Below are 17,666 nucleotides of genomic sequence, written 5' to 3'. Positions count from 1 at the left end.
GTCTCCCGGCCGCTTCTTTAGCGCCTAACATAGGGTCGCCATGCGGCCTTGCCAAGGCAAAGCGCACGGGCCACGGGCATTTCTCACGCTATCGTCAACGAGAAACGCTATCTCCAACGCCTCTCGTCCACATCCGGCGGTATCCTAGCACAACGCGCAGGCCGGCGCCTTCATTCGTTCGGCGGAGACGGAAAAGCCGGATTGCCCAGAATGGCCGCCAGCGCATTGGCAAGCGGCAGGTCGAAACGCGGCAGGAACAGCCGATAGGGCGCAACGACGGCTTGAATAAAGCCCGTGTCGTCGGCCACCGTCGCCCCATCCTCGAATTTCAGGCGTGGCATGGCTTTGAGCGCGCGCAGAGCAGGCCCACGACGCCCCTCCCCTTCGTCATTCGCCTCATTGCCGGCGGCACGGATGACGATCGCCTGATGCGCGGTATTGGTCACGTGATAGCGCCCGTCCCAAACTGCCGATTCCCCCGCCTGCACTGTCATGGTCTCGATGCCACGGCACTCGCGATAGAGAGAAAGCCCATCCCGCCGCCGGTCAAACACCACGCGGCCGGCGGTAAGCCGCGACAGTCTGCCGCTGGCAAGAAAGCTGCGCAGGCGCGCGGCCGATGCCGTTTCCAGCATGTGAATGCGTCCGCCGATCATGGCGGCGAGCATCAGCAGGCCGCGCCAGGCGGCGGGATCACTCAGAGCGATGTCGATTGAACCCGCATCCAGCACGAAGGCCGCATCGTCCCTGACCACGTTCCGTGCCAAAAACGCCGCGGCCCTCTCAGACAAGGCCAACCTGTCACCTGCCTCGCGCTCATGCTCCGCCCGTCCTTCCCGCTGGCGAATGCGCACCCGCTCGAAACGAGGATTGAGGTTGCTGGGATCGTCGATCCACGTTTCGCCGCGTGAGGCAAGGAAAGCCCGGATATCGGCCCGATCCACGGAAAGAAACGGCCGCAGCAGCCAGATCGAGCCTTGCAGCAGCACGGCATCCGCCATGCCTGACAGCCCCACGCCCTCGGCCGACCGCTCGGCGCGCATGGCGACGGTCTCGTTCTGGTCGTCACGCGTGTGAGCGGACAGGACCGCATCGGCACCCGCCTCGGTCGCGGCCTCCACCAGCAAGTCATATCGATTGTCGCGCGCCGCCGCCTGAAGGCCGGTTTCGGGTTTCTCGCCATCCCACCGGCGTGTGATGTGAGGAATACCATATCGGGCGCAGAGTGCCGCGACAACCGCAGCCTCTTCGGAAGAGTCCTGGCGAAGTGCGTGGTCGATGGTACAGGCGACAAGGCTGATACCGGGATAGCGCCCGGTGGCGCAAAGCGTGGCGAGCGCCACGAAGAGCCCGGTCGAATCGCTGCCGCCAGAAATGGCGATCAGCAGACGCGCCGGGCGCTTGAAACTGTCTAGGAGATGGCCGGCTGCCGCGACGACGGACTGTTCCGCGCGGGCCACGGCCTGGTGCTCGTCTGCAATCAGCAGGACAGACGGCTCTGTTCGGACGCGACCTTGCCCTTCACAGCCTTGGAGGCGTTCGGGTAGCGCTTGCCGACTTCGCGCAGCGTCGCGCAGGCCGTCTCGCGGTTGTCGAGGGCAGCGAGCGACATGCCGAGCTTCAGCAGCATTTCCGGCGCCTTCTTCGACTTGCTGAAGGTCTGATGCGCGTTCAGGAAGGTCTTGGCCGCGTCGTTGTAGTTGCCTTGGGAATACTGGGCTTCACCCATCCAGAAATTGGCATCCGCCGCCTTCTCGCCCTTCGGGAAGATGTCGAGATAGTCGCGGAACTCGCGCTCGGCCATCTGGTAGTCGCCGGTCAGCACATGGCCATAGGCGACATTGTAGAGATCGTCGGGATTGTCGAGCGATGCGGTGGACGATTCGGATGCCGCAGGCAGATTGTTGCCGCCATCGACGCCCGGCAGACTGTTGTCGTTGCCGATTGCAGCACTTTGGTTGTCGAGGTCGGGATTGTTGGCCGCACCGATCGGGTTGCCGTTTTCGTCGAAGCGGATCGAGCCCAGTTCCTGCGGCTGCGCGCCCGTGCCGCCATTGGAAGCACTCTGGCTGTCGGTTCCGGCGGTATCATCCGCCGGAACCTGGTTCGTTGCGGTCTGCTGGTCGGCCGTGCCGCCATCCACCGGTTTGTCGAGCGCGCCGCTCTTGCCTTTGGCGCCGCCCTTGCCGCTTTCCAGGTCCTGGAAGCGGTATTCGTTGTCTTCCTGCGTCTTGCGGAGCTGTTCCTGCATCTGCAGAAGCTGGTAGCTCATTTCCTCGATCCGGCCGTTGAGGGTACGGATCTGCTCTTCGAGCTCACCGACACGCGGGTCCATGGCCTGCGCCAGAACCACATTGCCCTTCGCCGCGCGCTCGTTCTGCGCCGGCAGGAAGCCATTCGTCAGCGTCGAGAGCGGCGATGCGCTGATCGGCCCGACCATGCCTGCTACCGCTGCGAGACTGAAAACGCCTGCCGCGACAAGTTTCTTCATCTATGTTCGTCCTGTTGGTGCCGTTACACGCCGAAGCGCAGGCGCAAGAGTTTTCCAAATGCACTTAAAAAGCAACGGAGTTCGGCCAAAGTGTGTTGAAAAAAGAAAGGCGGCCGATGGGCCGCCTTTCCATGCGTTCCTCTTTTCGAGGAATTACATGCCTGCGCCACCGAGAACGGTGACGGCGCGGCGGTTCTGCGACCAGCAGGAAATGTCGTCGCAGACGGCGACCGGCTTTTCCTTGCCGTAGGAGATCGTCTTCATGCGGTTTGCCGGAACGCCGCGCGACGCGAGGTACTGGCGGGTCGCGGCAGCGCGACGTGCACCAAGCGCGAGGTTGTATTCACGCGTGCCGCGTTCGTCGGCATGGCCTTCGACCGTGATGGCGTAGTTCGGATACTGCTGCAGCCACTGGGCCTGACGGTCGAGCGTCGCGGCGGCGTCTGCACGGACCGACGATGAGTCGGTGTCGAAGAAGATGCGGTCGCCGACATTGACGGTGAAGTCCTGCTGCGAGCCCGGGGTCGCGGCACCGGCACCGCCGTTGAGGCCGAGGTCGCCGGCGCTGTTCGGCAGGTTCTTCTTGGAGGCGCAGCCTGCGAGGGCCAGCGTCATGACGAGCGCGATCATCACCGGGTTGCGGGCGATGGTCTGCATACGGCCAGCGGCCGGGGAATGAATGCGGCTCATGAGCCGGTCTCCTTGCATCAGTTTTTGCGTCAAGTTCGTTGAAGCACGGTTTTCAATCAGGGTTGCCAGACTGTAACCGCAGTCGGTTAATCCGCACTCAACGATTATGGTTAACGATTGCTTGTAAGACCGTCCCCGGCCCCTCGCATTCTCTGTTCCTTGTCCGCCCCGCCGGGAATTCACTTTACCACCGCGCGATGGACGTCATGCGAAAACGGGTCTGCCGCGTCTCGCCGTGAAGCCTGATTTACAGGACTTTGCGGCAAGAACGCGGCAGACCCGCCTTATCTGTGACCCTGTGGTCCTATTCCAGCAGCGGCGACCAGGCCGGGTCGGAGGCGAAGCCCTTGGTCTGGACCTGCTGCTCGTTGTAACCGGAAAGGTCGATCGAATAGATCTGCGGACCGCCGGCACCTGCACCCTGGCGGAAGAACATCAGCACGCGGCCGTTCGGCGCCCAGGTCGGGCCTTCATTGTGAAAGCCCGAGGTCAGGATGCGTTCGCCCGAGCCGTCCGTCTTCATCACGCCGATTGAGAACTTGCCGCCCGACTGCTTGGTGAAGGCGATAAGGTCGCCGCGCGGAGACCAGACCGGCGTGGAATAGGAACCATCGCCGAAGGAGATGCGGCGCTGGCCGGAGCCGTCGGCGCCCATCACATAGAGCTGCGGCTTGCCGCCACGGTCGCTCTCGAACACGATCTGCGAGCCATCAGGCGAATAGGACGGCGAGGTATCGATGGCCGCCGTTGACGTGAGACGGGTGGTGGTGCGCGAGCGCAGGTCCATCGTGTAGATGTTGGAATTGCCTTCCTGCTGCAGGCTCATGATGACCTTCTGACCATCCGGCGAGAAACGCGGCGAGAAGGTCATGCCCGGAAAGTTGCCGACCACTTCGCGCTGTCCGGTCTCCAGCTGGAGCAGATAGACGCGCGGCTGGTTGCCCTCGAAGGACATATAGGTGATTTCCTGGCGGTTCGGCGAGAAGCGCGGCGTGAGCACCAGCTCGTTGGAGTTGGTCAACGCGCGGGCGTTGAAGCCATCCTGGTCCATGATGGCGAGCTGACGCTTGCGGGCCGTCTTCGGGCCGCTTTCGGCGACATAGACGATGCGGGTGTCGAAGTAGCCCTTTTCACCGGTCAGGCGCTCATAGATGGCATCGGCGATGATATGGGCCACGCGGCGCCAGTTTTCCGGCTGCGTGTAGAATTGCTGACCCGTCAGCTGCTGGCCGGCAAAGGTGTCCCAGAGGCGGAATTCGGCGCGCAGGCGGCCGTCGCCTTCCTGCGTCACGCGACCAGTGACAAGAGCCTGCGCGTTGATGACCTTCCAGTCCTCGAAACGCGGCGCCTGATCGGGATTGGAGATCTTCTCGATGAAGGCCTGCTTGTTGACGGGCGCGAAAAGGCCGGACCGCTTCAAGTCTGCCGCAACCACATCGCTGATGCGCTGGCCGAGGTCACCGCTGGCGATGAAGTCCGTCACCGCGATCGGCAACGGTTCGACATTACCCTTGTTGATGTTGATTTCCACGACCGCCCAGGCCTGCGGCAGGAAAGCCGCGAGGCCGGTCAGAACGACCAGCATACGGAGGAGAGTGCGTCTGAACATCTTTTCTAGGCCTTCCTAGTTCTTACATCATCTGGCTGGGGTCGAAGTTCACGACAACTTCGCTCCAGGCGTCATATTTTTCAGGCGGCAGCCCCTTGAAGGGCCGCGATTTCATGATGGCGCGGCGAGCGCCGCCGGCAAGGGCACGGCGGGCGGCTTCCGAGCCGCCGGTCGCCGTCACTTCCGGCTCGCCGATAATGTCGCCGTTCTGATCGAGCTGCATCGTCACCTTGATGCGCACGTCGGACGCGTCGGCCATGCCGGGAATGATCGACCAGTTGTTCTGGATCTGGCCGCGCAGCGCGTCCATCTCGCTCATAGAAAGCTTGGCGCCCGTCGACGGTTTTTTGACGCCGAGTGCAGCCTCTTGCTTCGAACTCTTGGCGCCGCCACCGGCTGCCCTTTCCTTGTTGAGAAGTGCCGAAATCTCATCCGAATTGAATTCGGTTTCGTTCGTGGAGCTTGCTTTTTCCTGCTTCTTCTTCTCGTCTTTTTTTCGGTCGGGCGTCTTGGCGGTCTCGGCCTTGGCCGTCTCCACCTTCTTCTCGGCCGGCTTTTCCGCCGTCTCGGGCTTCTTCGTCTCGAGCTTTGGCTTCATCTCAGGAAGCGGGATCTTGTCCGGCAGCGCTTCGGCTTCCGGATCGACCGTCGGCTTCTCTTCGGACGGTGTCGCCTCGGGCTTCGGATCCGGCTTGACGTCCTGCTTCTTCTCGGCAACCGCTGCGACCTCTGTCGTGGGCTCACTCGCAGGCTGTTCCTGCTTTACGTCCTCAACAGGCTTGGTATCCGGCGTCTGCACGGCCTTCTCGGCCTTTTCCGGCGCAGCGGCCGTCTCGATGTCGCGCGGCTTTTCCTCCGGCGTCGGCAGATTCTTCAAGTCGACTTTGTTGTCACCGGCATTTTCCGCATTCTCGACGGATGTTTCCCTCTTGGTCGGAATGGGTGCAGCCTTTTCCTTCAGCTCGGCCGTCTTCTCGCCCTGCTGAAGTTCAGTCAGCTCCTCGATCGACACGATATCGACCGGCAGCGCCTCGACGTCGGCGACCTCAAAACTCTCGGGACTGCCGAGTGCAACCAGCGCCCAGGTCAGGACCAGGGCGTGGATCACGGCGGATGTGGCAAGGCTGCCCTTCATGGCGTGCGATTACCTGTCCGGTTTCTGCTCGGTGACAAGACCGATATTGGTGAAGCCACCGGCCTGGATGCGCGACATGACATCGGCGATGATGCCGTAAGGCGCATTGCCGTCGCCGCGCACGAAGATGCGCTCGGTATAACCCGTCGTCGCCACGGCCTGCAGCTTGGCGGCAATTTCCTCGATCGGGATTGCGGTTTCCTGCAGGTAGACCTGGCCGTCGGCCTTGACCGAAACGGTGATCGGCTGGGTATCGGCGTTCAGGGCCTTCGCCTGCGTCTTCGGCAGGTCGAGCGGCACCCCGACAGTCATCAGCGGGGCTGCGACCATGAAGATGATGAGCAGCACGAGCATGACGTCGACCATCGGCGTCACGTTGATCTCGCTGATCGGGGCCTTCTTGCCGCCCCCGCGGCGGCGGCGCCCGCCGCCCGAATTCTTTGCACCGACTGACATGCCCATTGGCGTCGTCTCCGTCTGTTCTAGCCGATCACTGCGCCGCGGCGCGCGGCTGCAGCTTCTCGTCGATCTGGCGCGAGAGGATGGCGGAGAATTCGTCCGCGAAACCTTCCATGCGCGCCGTCAGCTTGCCGGCATCGGCGGAGAACTTGTTGTAGGCGATAACCGCCGGAATTGCGGCGACGAGGCCGATTGCGGTGGCGAGAAGCGCCTCGGCGATACCCGGCGCCACGACCGCAAGGCTGGTCTGCTTGGAGCCGGCGATCGCCTGGAACGACGTCATGATACCCACGACCGTACCGAAGAGGCCTACGAAGGGCGCGGCCGAGCCGATGGTGGCGAGCGAGCCGAGACGCGCTTCCAGCGTTTCGGATTCCCGCGACAGCGTCACGTCCATCGCCCGGTCGATACGCATCTGCAAACCGATCGGCGAGCGCGCGCCGCGCTCGAAACTCTTCTTCCATTCGCGCATCGCCGCCACGAAGATGGCGCTCATGCCCGAGGTCTGGCGGTCGGAGAGTGTGCGGTAAAGCTCCTCCAGCGACTGGCCCGACCAGAAGACCTGCTCGAAGCTGTCGAGCTGGCGACGCGCCTTGCCGTAGCTCACCGCCTTGTCGACGACGATGGCCCAGGTCCAGACGGACGCGGCAAGAAGGCCGAGCATGACCAGCTTCACGATGAATCCGGCCTGCATGAAGAGACCCCAGAGGGACACATTCGCAGCCGCTTCCAAACCCACTTGTTCCATAGACCTATGTCCCCGAATCCAAACACCCGGCACGGGCGCTAACGGCTCGAACCGGGTCACATTCACGCCGTGCGGTCTCCTGGGAGGTCGAGCCGCATCGGCATTCACAGAACGAACGTCGCTCGTGGAGTTTTGCCCCCATCCGCTTCGCATATCCGTCAAGAATGTCCGGTTGATGCCGCCGGCTGCCATGCCGGTCAAACGCTTACAACCTGCCTTCTTCACGGCAATTTTGGTTAAAGGATGACGTGCAGTGCACAAAATCCTCACGAACCGAGTAAGACATCATTATGGTTAAGGGAGTGTTACCGCGAAGGCGCGCCGGACGCGTCTTGCGCCTTGGCAAGAAAACGCACTGCCAAACCTTCCGGCAGACGGCGCGGCCGCCCGGCGGCGTTGATGACGGCGATGACGACGCGCGCGGCGATCAGCAATTGCTCGCCCCGGCGGATTTCCTGGCTGAGGATCATCTTCGCACCGCCCGCCTTCTCGGTGGCAGTCTGGATGGTCAGGATATCGTCCATGCGCGCAGGCGCCTTGAAGTCGATCTCCATGCGGTGCACGACGAAGACCAGCCCCTCGCGGTCCTCTTCCAGAACGAGGCTGCCCTGCTCCACGCCGAGCAGGCGCAGATAGTCCGTTCGGCCGCGTTCAAGGAAATGCAGGTAGCGGGCGTGATAGACGACGCCGGAAAAATCCGTGTCCTCATAATAGACCCGCTGCACGAGCCGGTGGCCGGCTTCAGTCAACTCGCCGGAAAGGAGATGGGGCAGATCGGTCAAGGGAGAGCTTCCTTCGGCAAGCCTTCGCGGACGATGAGATGTTCGCCCGCGGCCGGGAGGGTTTCGATGCGGTCGGCGATGAAGCGCGGTTTCAGGCGATGCCCGGCAAGTGCCGCGGGCGTCGCCCGCAGCCAGCGGAACTCCACTTCGACACCGTCTTCCACCCGGTGAACGACATCCGTTTCGTGGAACGGGAACGGCTCTTCCAGCGAAAGCAGATAGTAGAAACCGAGTTCGTGCGCGGCATACCCCTCATAGCTGAAGAAGTTCTCGACCGTCCACAAAAGCCGCTCGATGCGTACCGGCCGATCCAGCTCCTCACGCATTTCGCGCAGAACCGTTTCTTCCGAGCTTTCGCCGATTTCCGCCCGCCCGCCCGGCAGCGCCCAGTAGTCGTCCTTCGCACCGCGCTGGGCGAGAATATAACCGTCGCGGAAGATCAGGCCGGCCACGCGAAAGCTGAAAAGCTGCGGCTTGCGATCGATCCGGATCATATGCCGGTCCGGCTCACTCATCCTCGAGGCTCAGGCGGAACTGCGTCGCTTCCAGATCCTTCGGCGGCGTCAGCCCCATATGCTTCCAGGCATTCACCGTCAGCACGCGGCCGCGCGGCGTGCGCTGAATGAAACCCTGCTGGATCATATAGGGCTCGATGATGTCCTCGATCGCATCGCGCGGCTCGGACAGTCCAGCCGCAATCGTCTCGATACCGACGGGGCCACCGCCGAAATTGTGGGCGATCATCGAGAGATAACGCCGGTCGAGCTGGTCGAGACCCATATTGTCGACGAGCAGCCGCGTCAGCGCCTCGTCGGCGATCTTCTGCGTGACCGCTTCGGCCCGCGCCACTTCGGCGAAATCCCGCACCCGGCGCAGAAGCCGCCCCGCGATACGCGGCGTACCGCGCGCGCGCCGCGCGATCTCGCGCGCGCCTTCATCCGTCATGCCGAGGCCCATCAGCCGCGCGCCGCGGCGCACGATCGATTCCAGTTCCTCGACCGTGTAGAAATTGAGCCGCACCGGAATGCCGAAACGGTCGCGCAGCGGCGTGGTGAGCAGGCCGAGACGGGTGGTGGCGGCGACGAGCGTGAACTTCGACAGGTCGATCTTCACCGAACGCGCGGCAGGGCCTTCGCCGATGATCAGGTCGAGCTGGAAATCCTCCATGGCCGGATAGAGGATTTCCTCGACGGCCGGGTTGAGACGATGGATTTCATCGATGAAGAGCACGTCGCGCTCTTCGAGATTGGTGAGCAGTGCGGCGAGATCACCGGCCTTGGCGATGACAGGCCCGGAGGTCGAGCGGAAATTGACGCCGAGCTCCTTGGCCATGATCTGGGCGAGCGTCGTCTTGCCGAGACCGGGCGGGCCGACGAAGAGCACATGGTCGAGCGCTTCACCGCGGTTCTTCGCCGCCTCGATGAAGATCTTGAGGTTCGCGCGGGCTTCCGCCTGGCCGGTAAAATCGTCCAGCGTCTGCGGCCGCAGCGCTGTATCGATGTCCTCGCCGCGCTTTTCCGGCGCCAGCAGTCTGTTCTCGTCGCTCATCGCGCCCTAATCCCATTCCCGGCCAAGGAAGGCAACTGCCTCACCGCGACAATTCCTTGAGGCCGAGCCGGATGAGCTTGGCGCTGTCGGCCCCCTCCCCGCCGTTCTTTAGCGCCGCCGCGATGGCATTGGCCGCCTGGTCGCGCGAATAACCGAGATTGGTGAGCGCCGAGACGGCATCGGAAACCGGTGCGGAAGCGACCCCTTCGCCAAGCTCCTGCTTGAGCCCGATGGACGCGGCGGCCTCACCCGCGAAGGCCGGCGCCTTGTTGCGCAGTTCCGTCATGATGCGCACCGCCACCTTCGGCCCGACGCCCGGCGCCCGCGACACCGCCGTCTTGTCCTGCAGCGCGATGGCATTGGCCAGTTCCCCCGGCGTCAGCGTCGAAAGTACGGCCAGCGCCACCTTGGAGCCGACGCCCTGCACGCTCTGCAACAGCCGGAACCATTCCCGCTCCAGCGCCGTCAGGAAGCCGAAAAGGCGGAACTGGTCCTCGCGAACATAGGTCTCGATGAACAGCACCGCCGCCTCGCCGGCCGAGCCGAGCTTGCCGAGCGTGCGCGCCGAGCAATGGGCGACATAGCCGACCCCGTGCACGTCGAGCACCACATGGTCGTCGCCGATCTCGTCGATGGTGCCTTTGAGTTTGCCGATCATGATGGGTGTCCGTCAGGGATGGGTTTCGGGAGAGATGATGTCGAGAGCGGGGAAATAGCTGCGGTAACGGGCTGCATCGCGGGTGAGGAGGCGATGGGAGCGCGCTGCGGCATGCGCGCCGACGAGGAAGTCCGGAAGTGTCCGCTCGCGCAGCCCGCCTGCCCGCCGATAGGCGTAATGCGCCTTGCCGGCGGCAAAAGCCGCTTCATAGGACAAAGCCTCGCGCCGCATGCGCAGCCAGCCGAAAGCCAGATTCAGCTCAAGTTCACTAAGCGGCGACGTCGCAAGCTCGGACCAGACGATGGAATTGAGGACCAATTCTCCCTCTTCCAGGCACCGCTTAAGTGCAGCGAAGGACCAGGCCCGCTGCGGCCGATCCGGCCCCAGCATGTCGATCAGCACATTCGTATCAACGAGGGTCGAGGTCATCACGCGGCCCTCGCAGCCATTCGAAATATTCGTCCGGCGTCATGCCATCGAGATTCCACGTTCCCTTGACGCTCGCCGCCCAAGCCTCGAAATCGTCGAAATCCGCCTTGCCGTCACCGACCTTGACCAGCATCACACCCTCGTCGGAAACGACGAAATCGACCTCCGAGCCCGGCTCGATAGCAAGCCGGTCCCGAATGGATTTGGGAATCGTCACCTGACCTTTTTCCGTCACACGCATGGTAATACCTCTGCGGTATTACTTATCGCCGCGACCAGAACAAGTCAAGAACAAATCAGCCAGCGAGCTTGGCGAGGCGGCCGGAGAGGCCCTGGCGGTTGTGGGCGTGGCAGATGGCGATGGCAAGCGCATCGGCGGCGTCGTTACCCACAAAGGTCGCCTTCGGCATCAGCACCTTCAGCATCATATGAATCTGTTGTTTCTCGCCATGGCCGACACCGATGACCGCCTTCTTGACGGCATTCGGCGCATATTCGGCCACACGCAGGCCGGCGCGGGCGGGTACCAGCATGGCGATGCCGCGGGCCTGGCCGAGCTTCAGCGTTGCGGTCGCATCCTTGTTGACGAAGGTCTGCTCGACGGCGGCTTCCTGCGGCTGATAGCTGTGCACGATATCGGCAAGACCGTCATGCAGCTGGCAGAGGCGCGAGGCCAGATCCATGTCGCCATCGGATGTCACGGTGCCCGAGGCGACGAAGCGCAGCGAATTGCCGAGCGTCTCGATGATGCCCCAGCCGGTGCGGCGAAGCCCCGGATCGATGCCGATGATGCGAATCGTTTCCTGCATGCGAAAATCCTAGCCCTGTCCACCGGACCCTGCCAGCGAAATGTGAACAAAACAAAAACATCACGCAAGCGCGAGAAAACCCGCTCCGGCTTTCTTGGATTTCGCAAAACTGAACCTACATGGGAGGACGATCAAATTACCTTACAGAGGCCGCTCCCATGGTGCCCTTCTCCATTCTCGACCTGTCCCCGGTCATCGAAGGCGGCACCGTCGCCCAGTCGCTGGCCAATTCCCGCCGCCTCGCGCAGGAAGCGGAAGCTTTTGGCTACAAGCGCTTCTGGCTTGCCGAGCATCACGGCATGCGCGGCATCGCCAGTGCCGCCACGTCCCTCGTCATCCAGCATGTCGCCGCCGGTACGGAGAAAATCCGCGTCGGCTCCGGCGGCATCATGCTGCCGAACCATTCACCGCTGGTGATCGCCGAGCAGTTCGGCACGCTGGCGGCGCTCTTCCCCGATCGCATCGATCTCGGCCTCGGCCGTGCGCCGGGTACCGATATGCGCACCGCGCAGGCGCTGCGCCGCAATCTCGACAGCGGCGCGGAAAACTTCCCGCAGGATGTCATCGAGCTGATGCAGCTGATGGGGCCGCCGAGCCCGCAGCAGAAGGTGCTCGCCGTTCCCGGTGCCAATAGCAATGTGCCGGTCTGGCTGCTCGGCTCGAGCCATTATTCGGCACATCTGGCCGGCATGCTCGGCCTGCCCTTTGCCTTCGCTTCGCATTTCGCGCCCGACATGCTGCTCTCGGCGCTGGAAATCTACCGCGAGCGCTTCACGCCCTCGCACTATCTCGACAGGCCGCATGCCATGGTCGGCGTGATGGGGGCGGCCGCCGATACGGATGCGGAGGCGAACCACATCTTCACCTCCATGCAGCAATCCTTCGTGCGCCTGCGCCGCGGCACGCCGGATGCCTTCCCGCCGCCGGTCGATGACATGAGTGCCTTCTGGAACGAGCAGGAGCGCATCATGGTCGAGCACACGCTGCAATATGCCGTGGTCGGCGGGCCGCAGACGATCCAGGCCCGCATCGCCGATTTCCTCGACCTCACCAAGGCCGACGAACTGATCGTCTCCATGCCGATCTACGACATGGAGGCCCGGTTGAAATCCGTGCGGCTCTTTGCCGAAGCGCAGCAGAGCCTCTCGCTCGCCGCATGAACGAAAAAGGCCGGGCGCCCATGGGACGCCCGGCCTTTTCAAATCAGGTGATCCGATCGATCAGGCCGAAAGCTTGGCCATCACTTCGTCGGAAACTTCGAAGTTCGCATAGACGTTCTGCACGTCGTCGTCGTCCTCAAGTGTGTCGATGAGCTTCATCAGCGATTGGGCCTTTTCCTCATCGACCGGCACAGTGTTCTGTGCCTTCCAGATCGCCTTGACGGTCTCGGCTTCACCGAGCTTGTCTTCCAGCGCCTTGGAGACCTCGCCGATATCCTCGAAGCCGCAGATGATCGTGTGGCCGTCCTCATCCGTCGTCACGTCTTCGGCGCCGGCATCGATGGCGGCTTCCATGACGGCATCGGCGGAGCCAACCGAAAGCTTGTAGGTGATCTCGCCGACGCGGTCGAAGGAGAAGGACACCGAACCGGTTTCACCGAGCGCACCGCCAGCCTTGGAGAAGGTCGAGCGGACGGAGGACGCGGTGCGGTTGCGGTTGTCGGTCAGCGCCTCGACGATGACGGCGACGCCGCCCGGGCCGTAGCCCTCATAGCGGATTTCTTCGTAGTTCTCGCCATCGACGCCCGAGGCCTTCTTGACGGCACGCTCGATATTGTCCTTCGGCATGGACTGCGCCTTGGCGTTCTGGATCGCCAGACGCAGGCGGGCATTCATGGCCGGGTCGGGCAGACCGGTCTTGGCCGCAACCGTGATTTCACGGGCGAGCTTGGAGAACATTTTCGACCGCACGGAATCCTGTTTTCCCTTGCGGTGCATGATATTCTTGAACTGTGAATGGCCAGCCATGGCACCCCTGTCTCGTTTTTGGCGCTCCGCGTCGGGTCGCCGTTCAGTTCATGGGACATGCCGAGCGCGGGAACGCGCCAGCTTGCTGCCCCGATTTTTGGAATGCCGCCTTATAATTTCATTGTCGCGCGGCGTCCAGCGGCTTCAATCGGCGCGAATGCGGGCACGGCTGAGCAGGAAGGAATGGCCGTCGTCGCGCTCGCAGGTCAGCCCCGTCCGTTCCGAACGGCAAGTGAAGGGCCCCGCCGACCAGGTCTCGCCATAATCGACGGTCCGGTCACCGCCGCAGCAGCCCTGATCGCCGATATCGGACAGGATCACCGCCTTGCCGCTGCGTCCGAGCGTCGCGCGGACATATTTCGGCTCCATGCGGTCACACGAAAGCTCCGGCCCGCCATCAGCGGGCTCATACACATCGGTCCCGCCTTCCGGGATGTAGATGCAGGCAATGTTGCCCGAGGGCATGACAAAGGTTTGTGCGACGCCAAGTGAGCGGACAGGTGCCTTTTCGACGGGCTGCGTTTCCTTCTGGCTCGGCTTTCCCTTATCGGCTCCGGGACCGCTGGGCGTCGGCGCGCTTGCCGCAAAGGCGGCGGTGGATGAAAGCAGGACGGCGCAGGCGGCAATGGAAAAACGCATCGAGGACTCCGGATCAGGCACTCAGGACAATAGAAACCAGCAACCACTTCGGCAAGAGAGGCGGCCTGCCGCGCCAGCGATCATGATCGGTTGAGCGCTTTCGCTGGAACCTTGTTTGCGCCCTCACGTTCCCCGTCCATCAACTCCAACGCTTGAGAGGAATAGCCATGTCCAATCTCACCCTTGCCCGTGAAAATCCCAAGGAACAGCTTTTCGACGAGATCGACCGCATTCATGCCGGCATGCTCGGCGTCGAGGGCAGCCATATGCATATGCAGCCGATGGCGCCGCAACTCGACCGGCAGACCGCGACCATCTGGTTCTTCACCAAGACGGATGCCGATATCGTCGATGCCTGCGTGCCGGGCGCCCGCGCGCATTTCTGCGTCGTCGGCAAGGACCACGATTACCATGCCTGCATCGCCGGCCGGATCATGGTGCGCAAGGATCCCGCAAAGGTCGATGAATACTGGAGCTCGGTCGTCGAGGCCTGGTTCGACCACGGTAAGGACGATCCGCGGCTGACCATGCTGGCGCTGGAGATCGAGGACGTCGAAATCTGGGCCTCGACCGGCAGCAAGCTGAAATTCGGCTGGGAGATCGCCAAGGCGAACTTCAACCCCGAGGAGGAGCCGGATGTCGGGGTTAAGACGCATCTCAACCTGAGCGGCGGCTCCGCCGATCACCTGCGCCACATGGTCTGAGCAGAAAAGCTAGCGCCAGAACTCCGGCAGGGCCTCCGCAAGGCGCGGGCCGAGCCGGAGCGGCGCGACCTTCTCGGCAAGTCCCGTGCGGTCGGAAATCTCGACCGCCAGGCCGCAGATCGTCGCCGGACCTGAGGCCGCCTCGAAGCGGCTTTTCGGCATTTTCGAGATGAAACGGTTGAGCGGCTCTTCCTTGTCCATGCCGAGCGAGGAGTCGTAGTCGCCGCACATGCCGGCATCCGACATATAGGCGGTGCCGCCGTTCAGGATCTGGCAATCGGCCGTCGGCACATGGGTGTGCGTGCCGACGACGACGCTGGCGCGGCCATCGACGAAATGGCCGAAACATTGCTTTTCGCTCGTCGCTTCCGCATGGAAATCGAAGATCACGGCATCGGCCTGCTCGCCGAGCGGGCAGGAGGCGAGGATCGCCTCGCCCGCGTTAAAGGGATCGTCCAGCTCCGGGTGCATGAAGACGCGGCCCATGATGTTGGCGACGAGCACGCGCGCGCCGTTGCGGGCGATGAAGAGATTGGCGCCGCGGCCGGGCGTGCCGGCGGGGTAATTGGCTGGGCGCAGGAACTGGTCGTGCCGGCCGGCGAAGCCGACGGCTTCCTTCTGGTCCCAGACATGGTTGCCCGTCGTCACGACATCCGCGCCGGCATTGATCGTCTGGAGAAAGATATCCTCGGTAATGCCAAAACCGCCGGCTGCGTTCTCCCCGTTGACGACGACGAAATCCAGCTTGAAATCGCCGATCAGCCCCGGCAGGCGCTCCCAGACGGCGGTCCGTCCGGTCTTGCCCACCATGTCGCCGAGAAAAAGAAACCGCATCTGACTGCCTTACAAAACCGGTTGGAACAAACGGAAACCGCTCTCGGTGAGGATCGCGTCCAGCGCGACGTCATGCGGTTCCGCGGGTACTGATGCCACTTCCTGGCAGTCGAAGGCAATGCCGATGAGTTTCGGCGTGTGGCCTTTCGCCTTCAGGCGGTCGATGGCGCGATCGTAGTGCCCGGCGCCATAACCGATGCGATGCCCCGCCCGATCGAAGGCCGAAAGCGGTACGAGCAGGATATCCGGTTCGAGCACGGCGGCCTCGTCCCCCGGTCCCGTCGTGCCGAACCCCGTCTTGACGACCGGCGCCCCGACGACGAGTTCGCGGAAGATGATGGTCTCGCGATCAAGCACCACCGGCAGGCAGAGCAGTGCACCGCGCGTGCGCAAATGCGCCATCAGCGGACGGATGTCGGCCTCCGAGCGGATCGGCCAGAAGCCCGAGATGACCGTGCCGGGATCGAATTCCAGCCGGTCACCGGCATGCTCCACCATGGCAAGACTGCCCTCGATGCGCGCCTGCGGCGTCATCGCATCGCGCAGCGCCAGCCGCTCGTTGCGAATCGCCGCCTTCTCTACCCTCGATGTCACTGTCGTCTCCGGCCTGTTTTGCGTGCCTTACCAGCTAGCAGGGACCGAAGGCAAATTCCCTCTTTTGCGACACCGCGGACCTGCCCCACAATGGCACAAAGAGGCGAAAAACCGCCCGCTCCCATTAAGCATTGAAACAGCTTGCGCTTTGCTAGGGCGAACCGAGCCCCTAAGCGGGGCGCATGCCTTCGGATAATGATCTTTCCCACCTGCCGGAACTAACCGAAATCGAAAGACGGTGCCTTTGCCTTGCCGCCCACGGCAGGACGCCGGCCGAGATCGTGCTCGAAACCGACCTGACGATGCCGCGCGTGGCGCAAGCCATGCGTAGCGCCATCGACAAGCTGGACGCCCGCAACGTTACGGGCGCCATCACCCGCGCCATCCGTCTCGATCTGCTTTGAAAAACATCAAGCAGCGGCGGAAGCCTCCGCCAGTCGCAGCATGGCAAGAGCCGCGCCCTCATCGGTGATCAGCGTGTTGCAGCCGATGCGCCGGATGGTGGCGCGAATGGCGGGAGCACGATGCGCGCCGCCCGAGACGAGCACGATATGGCGCGCCTTCTTCACCGTATCGAGATCGATCGACATCACGCGATGGCGGATCGGGTGGTCGATCGTGTGTCCCTCCGCATCGAGGAAATTGCACATCGTATCGCAGACGCAGCCCGCCGCGATCAGCTCCTCCAGCTCGTGCCGGGCGATGAAATCACGCGACAGGGAGCTGGCGCGCGGGCCGATATCGCCGCAGCTCACCACGGCGATGTCCATGTTCTCTGCCAGGTCGAACAGGGTCCTGAGGCCGCATTTTTCGATGAGGCTGCGCTTGGTCTCGCGGGAATCGACGAGCAGCGGCGCGAGAAAGAGATAACATTCCGCCCCGAGCTGGCTCGCCAGCCGCCAGGTGTATTCGATCGGGTTGATATGATGCGCCTCGACCACGCCGCCGAGCAGCGAGACGACCTTAACCCGTTCGCGTCGCGCCGGGCGGAAACTGGCAAGCGAGGCCGTGAGCGTACGCCCCCAGCCGACGCCGACGGTGCAATCGTCCGGAATGGCTTCCGTCAGGAACTGGCCGAGCGCCAGGCCGACGCCCTTGGCCGTCGCCTCCGCGCTCTCGGCCGCCGGCACCACCACGGCCTCGTCCAGCCCGTAGGCCTTTTCCAGCCGCACGGCGAGCTCGACGCAATCGCCGACGCCCTCGTTGATCCAGATCTGCACCTCGGAGCGCTTCAGCGCCTCATCGAGCATGCGGATGACTGTGGTGCGGCTGACGCCGATCTTCTCCGCCACATCCTTCTGGGTAAGGCCCTGATTGTAATAGAGCCACGCGGCGCGAAGCCGCAAAGCCGCCGATTCCGAATAGGCCGTATGGGTGTCACGCCGGAGTCTGGCCACGTCGCCTCCATCTGTCTGCAATCGTTCTGGCGCGCAGCTTAGCACAGCAAACGAAGAATGCGACATATGTTCACGAGATTACGCAAAAGTGCTTGACTTTTACCCCTGGAAGCGATGATAGTCCGCCTCAGATCCGCTGGCGGAATTCCGCCGGAAGATTGGGTGTGCCAGCC

General features: G+C 63.2%; 22 protein-coding genes. 3 read left to right on the top strand and 19 right to left on the bottom strand.

Going from position 1 to position 17,666, the window contains the following annotated elements; all coding sequences use genetic code 11:
• Positions 1 to 170: 170 nt before the first annotated feature.
• From tilS to ruvC, 14 genes are all read right to left on the bottom strand, one after another.
• Entirely contained in the window at positions 171 to 1,460 is a 1,290-nt protein-coding gene (tilS, locus tag AC27VQ_RS07660) for a tRNA lysidine(34) synthetase TilS (RefSeq protein ID WP_488715804.1), read from the bottom strand.
• A 20-nt stretch (positions 1,461 to 1,480) separates the two neighbouring features.
• Positions 1,481 to 2,491 carry a tol-pal system protein YbgF gene (gene ybgF, locus AC27VQ_RS07655; protein WP_421589878.1) on the bottom strand — a complete coding sequence of 337 codons (1,011 nt, stop codon included), beginning with the start codon at positions 2,489 to 2,491 and terminating at the stop codon, positions 1,481 to 1,483.
• A 153-nt stretch (positions 2,492 to 2,644) separates the two neighbouring features.
• Complete coding sequence (pal, locus tag AC27VQ_RS07650) at positions 2,645 to 3,181, bottom strand: peptidoglycan-associated lipoprotein Pal (protein ID WP_298094914.1); 537 nt, start codon at positions 3,179 to 3,181, stop codon at positions 2,645 to 2,647.
• Between the two features lie 304 nt (positions 3,182 to 3,485).
• The gene (gene tolB / locus AC27VQ_RS07645; RefSeq protein ID WP_488715803.1) at positions 3,486 to 4,790 is read right to left on the bottom strand and encodes a Tol-Pal system beta propeller repeat protein TolB; all 1,305 of its coding nucleotides are present in this window, start codon (positions 4,788 to 4,790) and stop codon (positions 3,486 to 3,488) included.
• Positions 4,791 to 4,812: 22 nt separating this feature from the next.
• The gene (locus tag AC27VQ_RS07640; RefSeq protein WP_488715802.1) at positions 4,813 to 5,925 is read right to left on the bottom strand and encodes a hypothetical protein; all 1,113 of its coding nucleotides are present in this window, start codon (positions 5,923 to 5,925) and stop codon (positions 4,813 to 4,815) included.
• Between the two features lie 9 nt (positions 5,926 to 5,934).
• Entirely contained in the window at positions 5,935 to 6,387 is a 453-nt protein-coding gene (gene tolR / locus AC27VQ_RS07635) for a protein TolR (protein ID WP_313522043.1), read from the bottom strand.
• A 28-nt stretch (positions 6,388 to 6,415) separates the two neighbouring features.
• The gene (gene tolQ, locus AC27VQ_RS07630; protein WP_117370501.1) at positions 6,416 to 7,132 is read right to left on the bottom strand and encodes a protein TolQ; all 717 of its coding nucleotides are present in this window, start codon (positions 7,130 to 7,132) and stop codon (positions 6,416 to 6,418) included.
• Between the two features lie 305 nt (positions 7,133 to 7,437).
• Positions 7,438 to 7,914, bottom strand: coding sequence for a tol-pal system-associated acyl-CoA thioesterase (gene ybgC, locus AC27VQ_RS07625; protein WP_488715801.1), 477 nt, complete (start codon positions 7,912 to 7,914; stop codon positions 7,438 to 7,440).
• Entirely contained in the window at positions 7,911 to 8,408 is a 498-nt protein-coding gene (locus AC27VQ_RS07620) for an NUDIX hydrolase (protein WP_313522039.1), read from the bottom strand. The genes ybgC and AC27VQ_RS07620 overlap by 4 nt, the downstream gene beginning before the upstream one ends.
• Positions 8,409 to 8,421: 13 nt before the next feature.
• Complete coding sequence (gene ruvB / locus AC27VQ_RS07615) at positions 8,422 to 9,462, bottom strand: Holliday junction branch migration DNA helicase RuvB (RefSeq protein ID WP_313522037.1); 1,041 nt, start codon at positions 9,460 to 9,462, stop codon at positions 8,422 to 8,424.
• Positions 9,463 to 9,502: 40 nt separating this feature from the next.
• Positions 9,503 to 10,120: a Holliday junction branch migration protein RuvA gene (gene ruvA, locus AC27VQ_RS07610; protein ID WP_117370504.1), complete on the bottom strand. Its 618-nt coding sequence runs from the start codon at positions 10,118 to 10,120 to the stop codon at positions 9,503 to 9,505.
• A 12-nt stretch (positions 10,121 to 10,132) separates the two neighbouring features.
• Positions 10,133 to 10,549, bottom strand: a complete 417-nt coding sequence (locus tag AC27VQ_RS07605; RefSeq protein WP_199564185.1) for a type II toxin-antitoxin system VapC family toxin — start codon at positions 10,547 to 10,549, stop codon at positions 10,133 to 10,135.
• Positions 10,530 to 10,790: an AbrB/MazE/SpoVT family DNA-binding domain-containing protein gene (locus AC27VQ_RS07600; RefSeq protein ID WP_488715800.1), complete on the bottom strand. Its 261-nt coding sequence runs from the start codon at positions 10,788 to 10,790 to the stop codon at positions 10,530 to 10,532. The genes AC27VQ_RS07605 and AC27VQ_RS07600 overlap by 20 nt, the downstream gene beginning before the upstream one ends.
• Before the next feature lie 55 nt (positions 10,791 to 10,845).
• On the bottom strand, positions 10,846 to 11,358 hold the full coding sequence (ruvC, locus tag AC27VQ_RS07595) for a crossover junction endodeoxyribonuclease RuvC (RefSeq protein ID WP_298094948.1): 513 nt from the start codon (positions 11,356 to 11,358) through the stop codon (positions 10,846 to 10,848).
• Positions 11,359 to 11,516: 158 nt separating this feature from the next.
• Here ruvC and AC27VQ_RS07590 point away from each other — a divergent pair, with 158 nt between their 5' ends.
• A complete protein-coding gene (locus tag AC27VQ_RS07590) occupies positions 11,517 to 12,518 on the top strand; it encodes an LLM class flavin-dependent oxidoreductase (protein ID WP_488715799.1) in 1,002 nt (333 codons plus the stop codon).
• Between the two features lie 60 nt (positions 12,519 to 12,578).
• Here AC27VQ_RS07590 and AC27VQ_RS07585 read toward each other — a convergent pair whose 3' ends face one another.
• Positions 12,579 to 13,325, bottom strand: coding sequence for a YebC/PmpR family DNA-binding transcriptional regulator (locus tag AC27VQ_RS07585; RefSeq protein ID WP_313522028.1), 747 nt, complete (start codon positions 13,323 to 13,325; stop codon positions 12,579 to 12,581).
• Positions 13,326 to 13,469: 144 nt separating this feature from the next.
• Complete coding sequence (locus tag AC27VQ_RS07580) at positions 13,470 to 13,964, bottom strand: hypothetical protein (protein ID WP_488715798.1); 495 nt, start codon at positions 13,962 to 13,964, stop codon at positions 13,470 to 13,472.
• Between the two features lie 167 nt (positions 13,965 to 14,131).
• On the opposite strand from AC27VQ_RS07580, the gene AC27VQ_RS07575 reads away from it, so the two are divergent.
• The gene (locus tag AC27VQ_RS07575) at positions 14,132 to 14,668 is read left to right on the top strand and encodes a pyridoxamine 5'-phosphate oxidase family protein (RefSeq protein ID WP_488715797.1); all 537 of its coding nucleotides are present in this window, start codon (positions 14,132 to 14,134) and stop codon (positions 14,666 to 14,668) included.
• 9 nt (positions 14,669 to 14,677) lie between these two features.
• Here AC27VQ_RS07575 and AC27VQ_RS07570 read toward each other — a convergent pair whose 3' ends face one another.
• Both AC27VQ_RS07570 and AC27VQ_RS07565 read right to left on the bottom strand, forming a co-directional pair.
• Positions 14,678 to 15,502 carry a TIGR00282 family metallophosphoesterase gene (locus AC27VQ_RS07570; protein WP_421589870.1) on the bottom strand — a complete coding sequence of 275 codons (825 nt, stop codon included), beginning with the start codon at positions 15,500 to 15,502 and terminating at the stop codon, positions 14,678 to 14,680.
• A gap of 9 nt (positions 15,503 to 15,511) precedes the next feature.
• Positions 15,512 to 16,096 carry a 5-formyltetrahydrofolate cyclo-ligase gene (locus AC27VQ_RS07565; protein ID WP_488715796.1) on the bottom strand — a complete coding sequence of 195 codons (585 nt, stop codon included), beginning with the start codon at positions 16,094 to 16,096 and terminating at the stop codon, positions 15,512 to 15,514.
• A 182-nt stretch (positions 16,097 to 16,278) separates the two neighbouring features.
• Between AC27VQ_RS07565 and AC27VQ_RS07560 the strand changes: the two genes are divergently transcribed.
• The gene (locus AC27VQ_RS07560) at positions 16,279 to 16,500 is read left to right on the top strand and encodes a helix-turn-helix domain-containing protein (protein WP_313522018.1); all 222 of its coding nucleotides are present in this window, start codon (positions 16,279 to 16,281) and stop codon (positions 16,498 to 16,500) included.
• Between the two features lie 6 nt (positions 16,501 to 16,506).
• Here AC27VQ_RS07560 and AC27VQ_RS07555 read toward each other — a convergent pair whose 3' ends face one another.
• A complete protein-coding gene (locus AC27VQ_RS07555; protein ID WP_313522016.1) occupies positions 16,507 to 17,493 on the bottom strand; it encodes a sugar-binding transcriptional regulator in 987 nt (328 codons plus the stop codon).
• Positions 17,494 to 17,666 lie beyond the last annotated feature (173 nt).

It is taken from the genome of Shinella sp. 20P9.1.1, from assembly GCF_057798995.1.
Note: the sequence above shows the minus strand (reverse complement) of the source record. Positions and strands in the feature narration are given on the sequence as shown.

Coding starts and splice junctions, on each gene's coding strand:
- ybgF (WP_421589878.1), bottom strand. CDS start 2,491: ATGAAGAAACTTGTCGCGGCAGGCGTTTTCAGTCTCGCAGCGGTAGCA.
- pal (WP_298094914.1), bottom strand. CDS start 3,181: ATGAGCCGCATTCATTCCCCGGCCGCTGGCCGTATGCAGACCATCGCC.
- tolB (WP_488715803.1), bottom strand. CDS start 4,790: ATGTTCAGACGCACTCTCCTCCGTATGCTGGTCGTTCTGACCGGCCTC.
- AC27VQ_RS07640 (WP_488715802.1), bottom strand. CDS start 5,925: ATGAAGGGCAGCCTTGCCACATCCGCCGTGATCCACGCCCTGGTCCTG.
- tolR (WP_313522043.1), bottom strand. CDS start 6,387: ATGGGCATGTCAGTCGGTGCAAAGAATTCGGGCGGCGGGCGCCGCCGC.
- tolQ (WP_117370501.1), bottom strand. CDS start 7,132: ATGGAACAAGTGGGTTTGGAAGCGGCTGCGAATGTGTCCCTCTGGGGT.
- AC27VQ_RS07620 (WP_313522039.1), bottom strand. CDS start 8,408: ATGATCCGGATCGATCGCAAGCCGCAGCTTTTCAGCTTTCGCGTGGCC.
- ruvB (WP_313522037.1), bottom strand. CDS start 9,462: ATGAGCGACGAGAACAGACTGCTGGCGCCGGAAAAGCGCGGCGAGGAC.
- ruvA (WP_117370504.1), bottom strand. CDS start 10,120: ATGATCGGCAAACTCAAAGGCACCATCGACGAGATCGGCGACGACCAT.
- AC27VQ_RS07605 (WP_199564185.1), bottom strand. CDS start 10,549: ATGACCTCGACCCTCGTTGATACGAATGTGCTGATCGACATGCTGGGG.
- AC27VQ_RS07600 (WP_488715800.1), bottom strand. CDS start 10,790: ATGCGTGTGACGGAAAAAGGTCAGGTGACGATTCCCAAATCCATTCGG.
- ruvC (WP_298094948.1), bottom strand. CDS start 11,358: ATGCAGGAAACGATTCGCATCATCGGCATCGATCCGGGGCTTCGCCGC.
- AC27VQ_RS07590 (WP_488715799.1), top strand. CDS start 11,517: ATGGTGCCCTTCTCCATTCTCGACCTGTCCCCGGTCATCGAAGGCGGC.
- AC27VQ_RS07585 (WP_313522028.1), bottom strand. CDS start 13,325: ATGGCTGGCCATTCACAGTTCAAGAATATCATGCACCGCAAGGGAAAA.
- AC27VQ_RS07580 (WP_488715798.1), bottom strand. CDS start 13,964: ATGCGTTTTTCCATTGCCGCCTGCGCCGTCCTGCTTTCATCCACCGCC.
- AC27VQ_RS07575 (WP_488715797.1), top strand. CDS start 14,132: ATGTCCAATCTCACCCTTGCCCGTGAAAATCCCAAGGAACAGCTTTTC.
- AC27VQ_RS07570 (WP_421589870.1), bottom strand. CDS start 15,502: ATGCGGTTTCTTTTTCTCGGCGACATGGTGGGCAAGACCGGACGGACC.
- AC27VQ_RS07560 (WP_313522018.1), top strand. CDS start 16,279: ATGCCTTCGGATAATGATCTTTCCCACCTGCCGGAACTAACCGAAATC.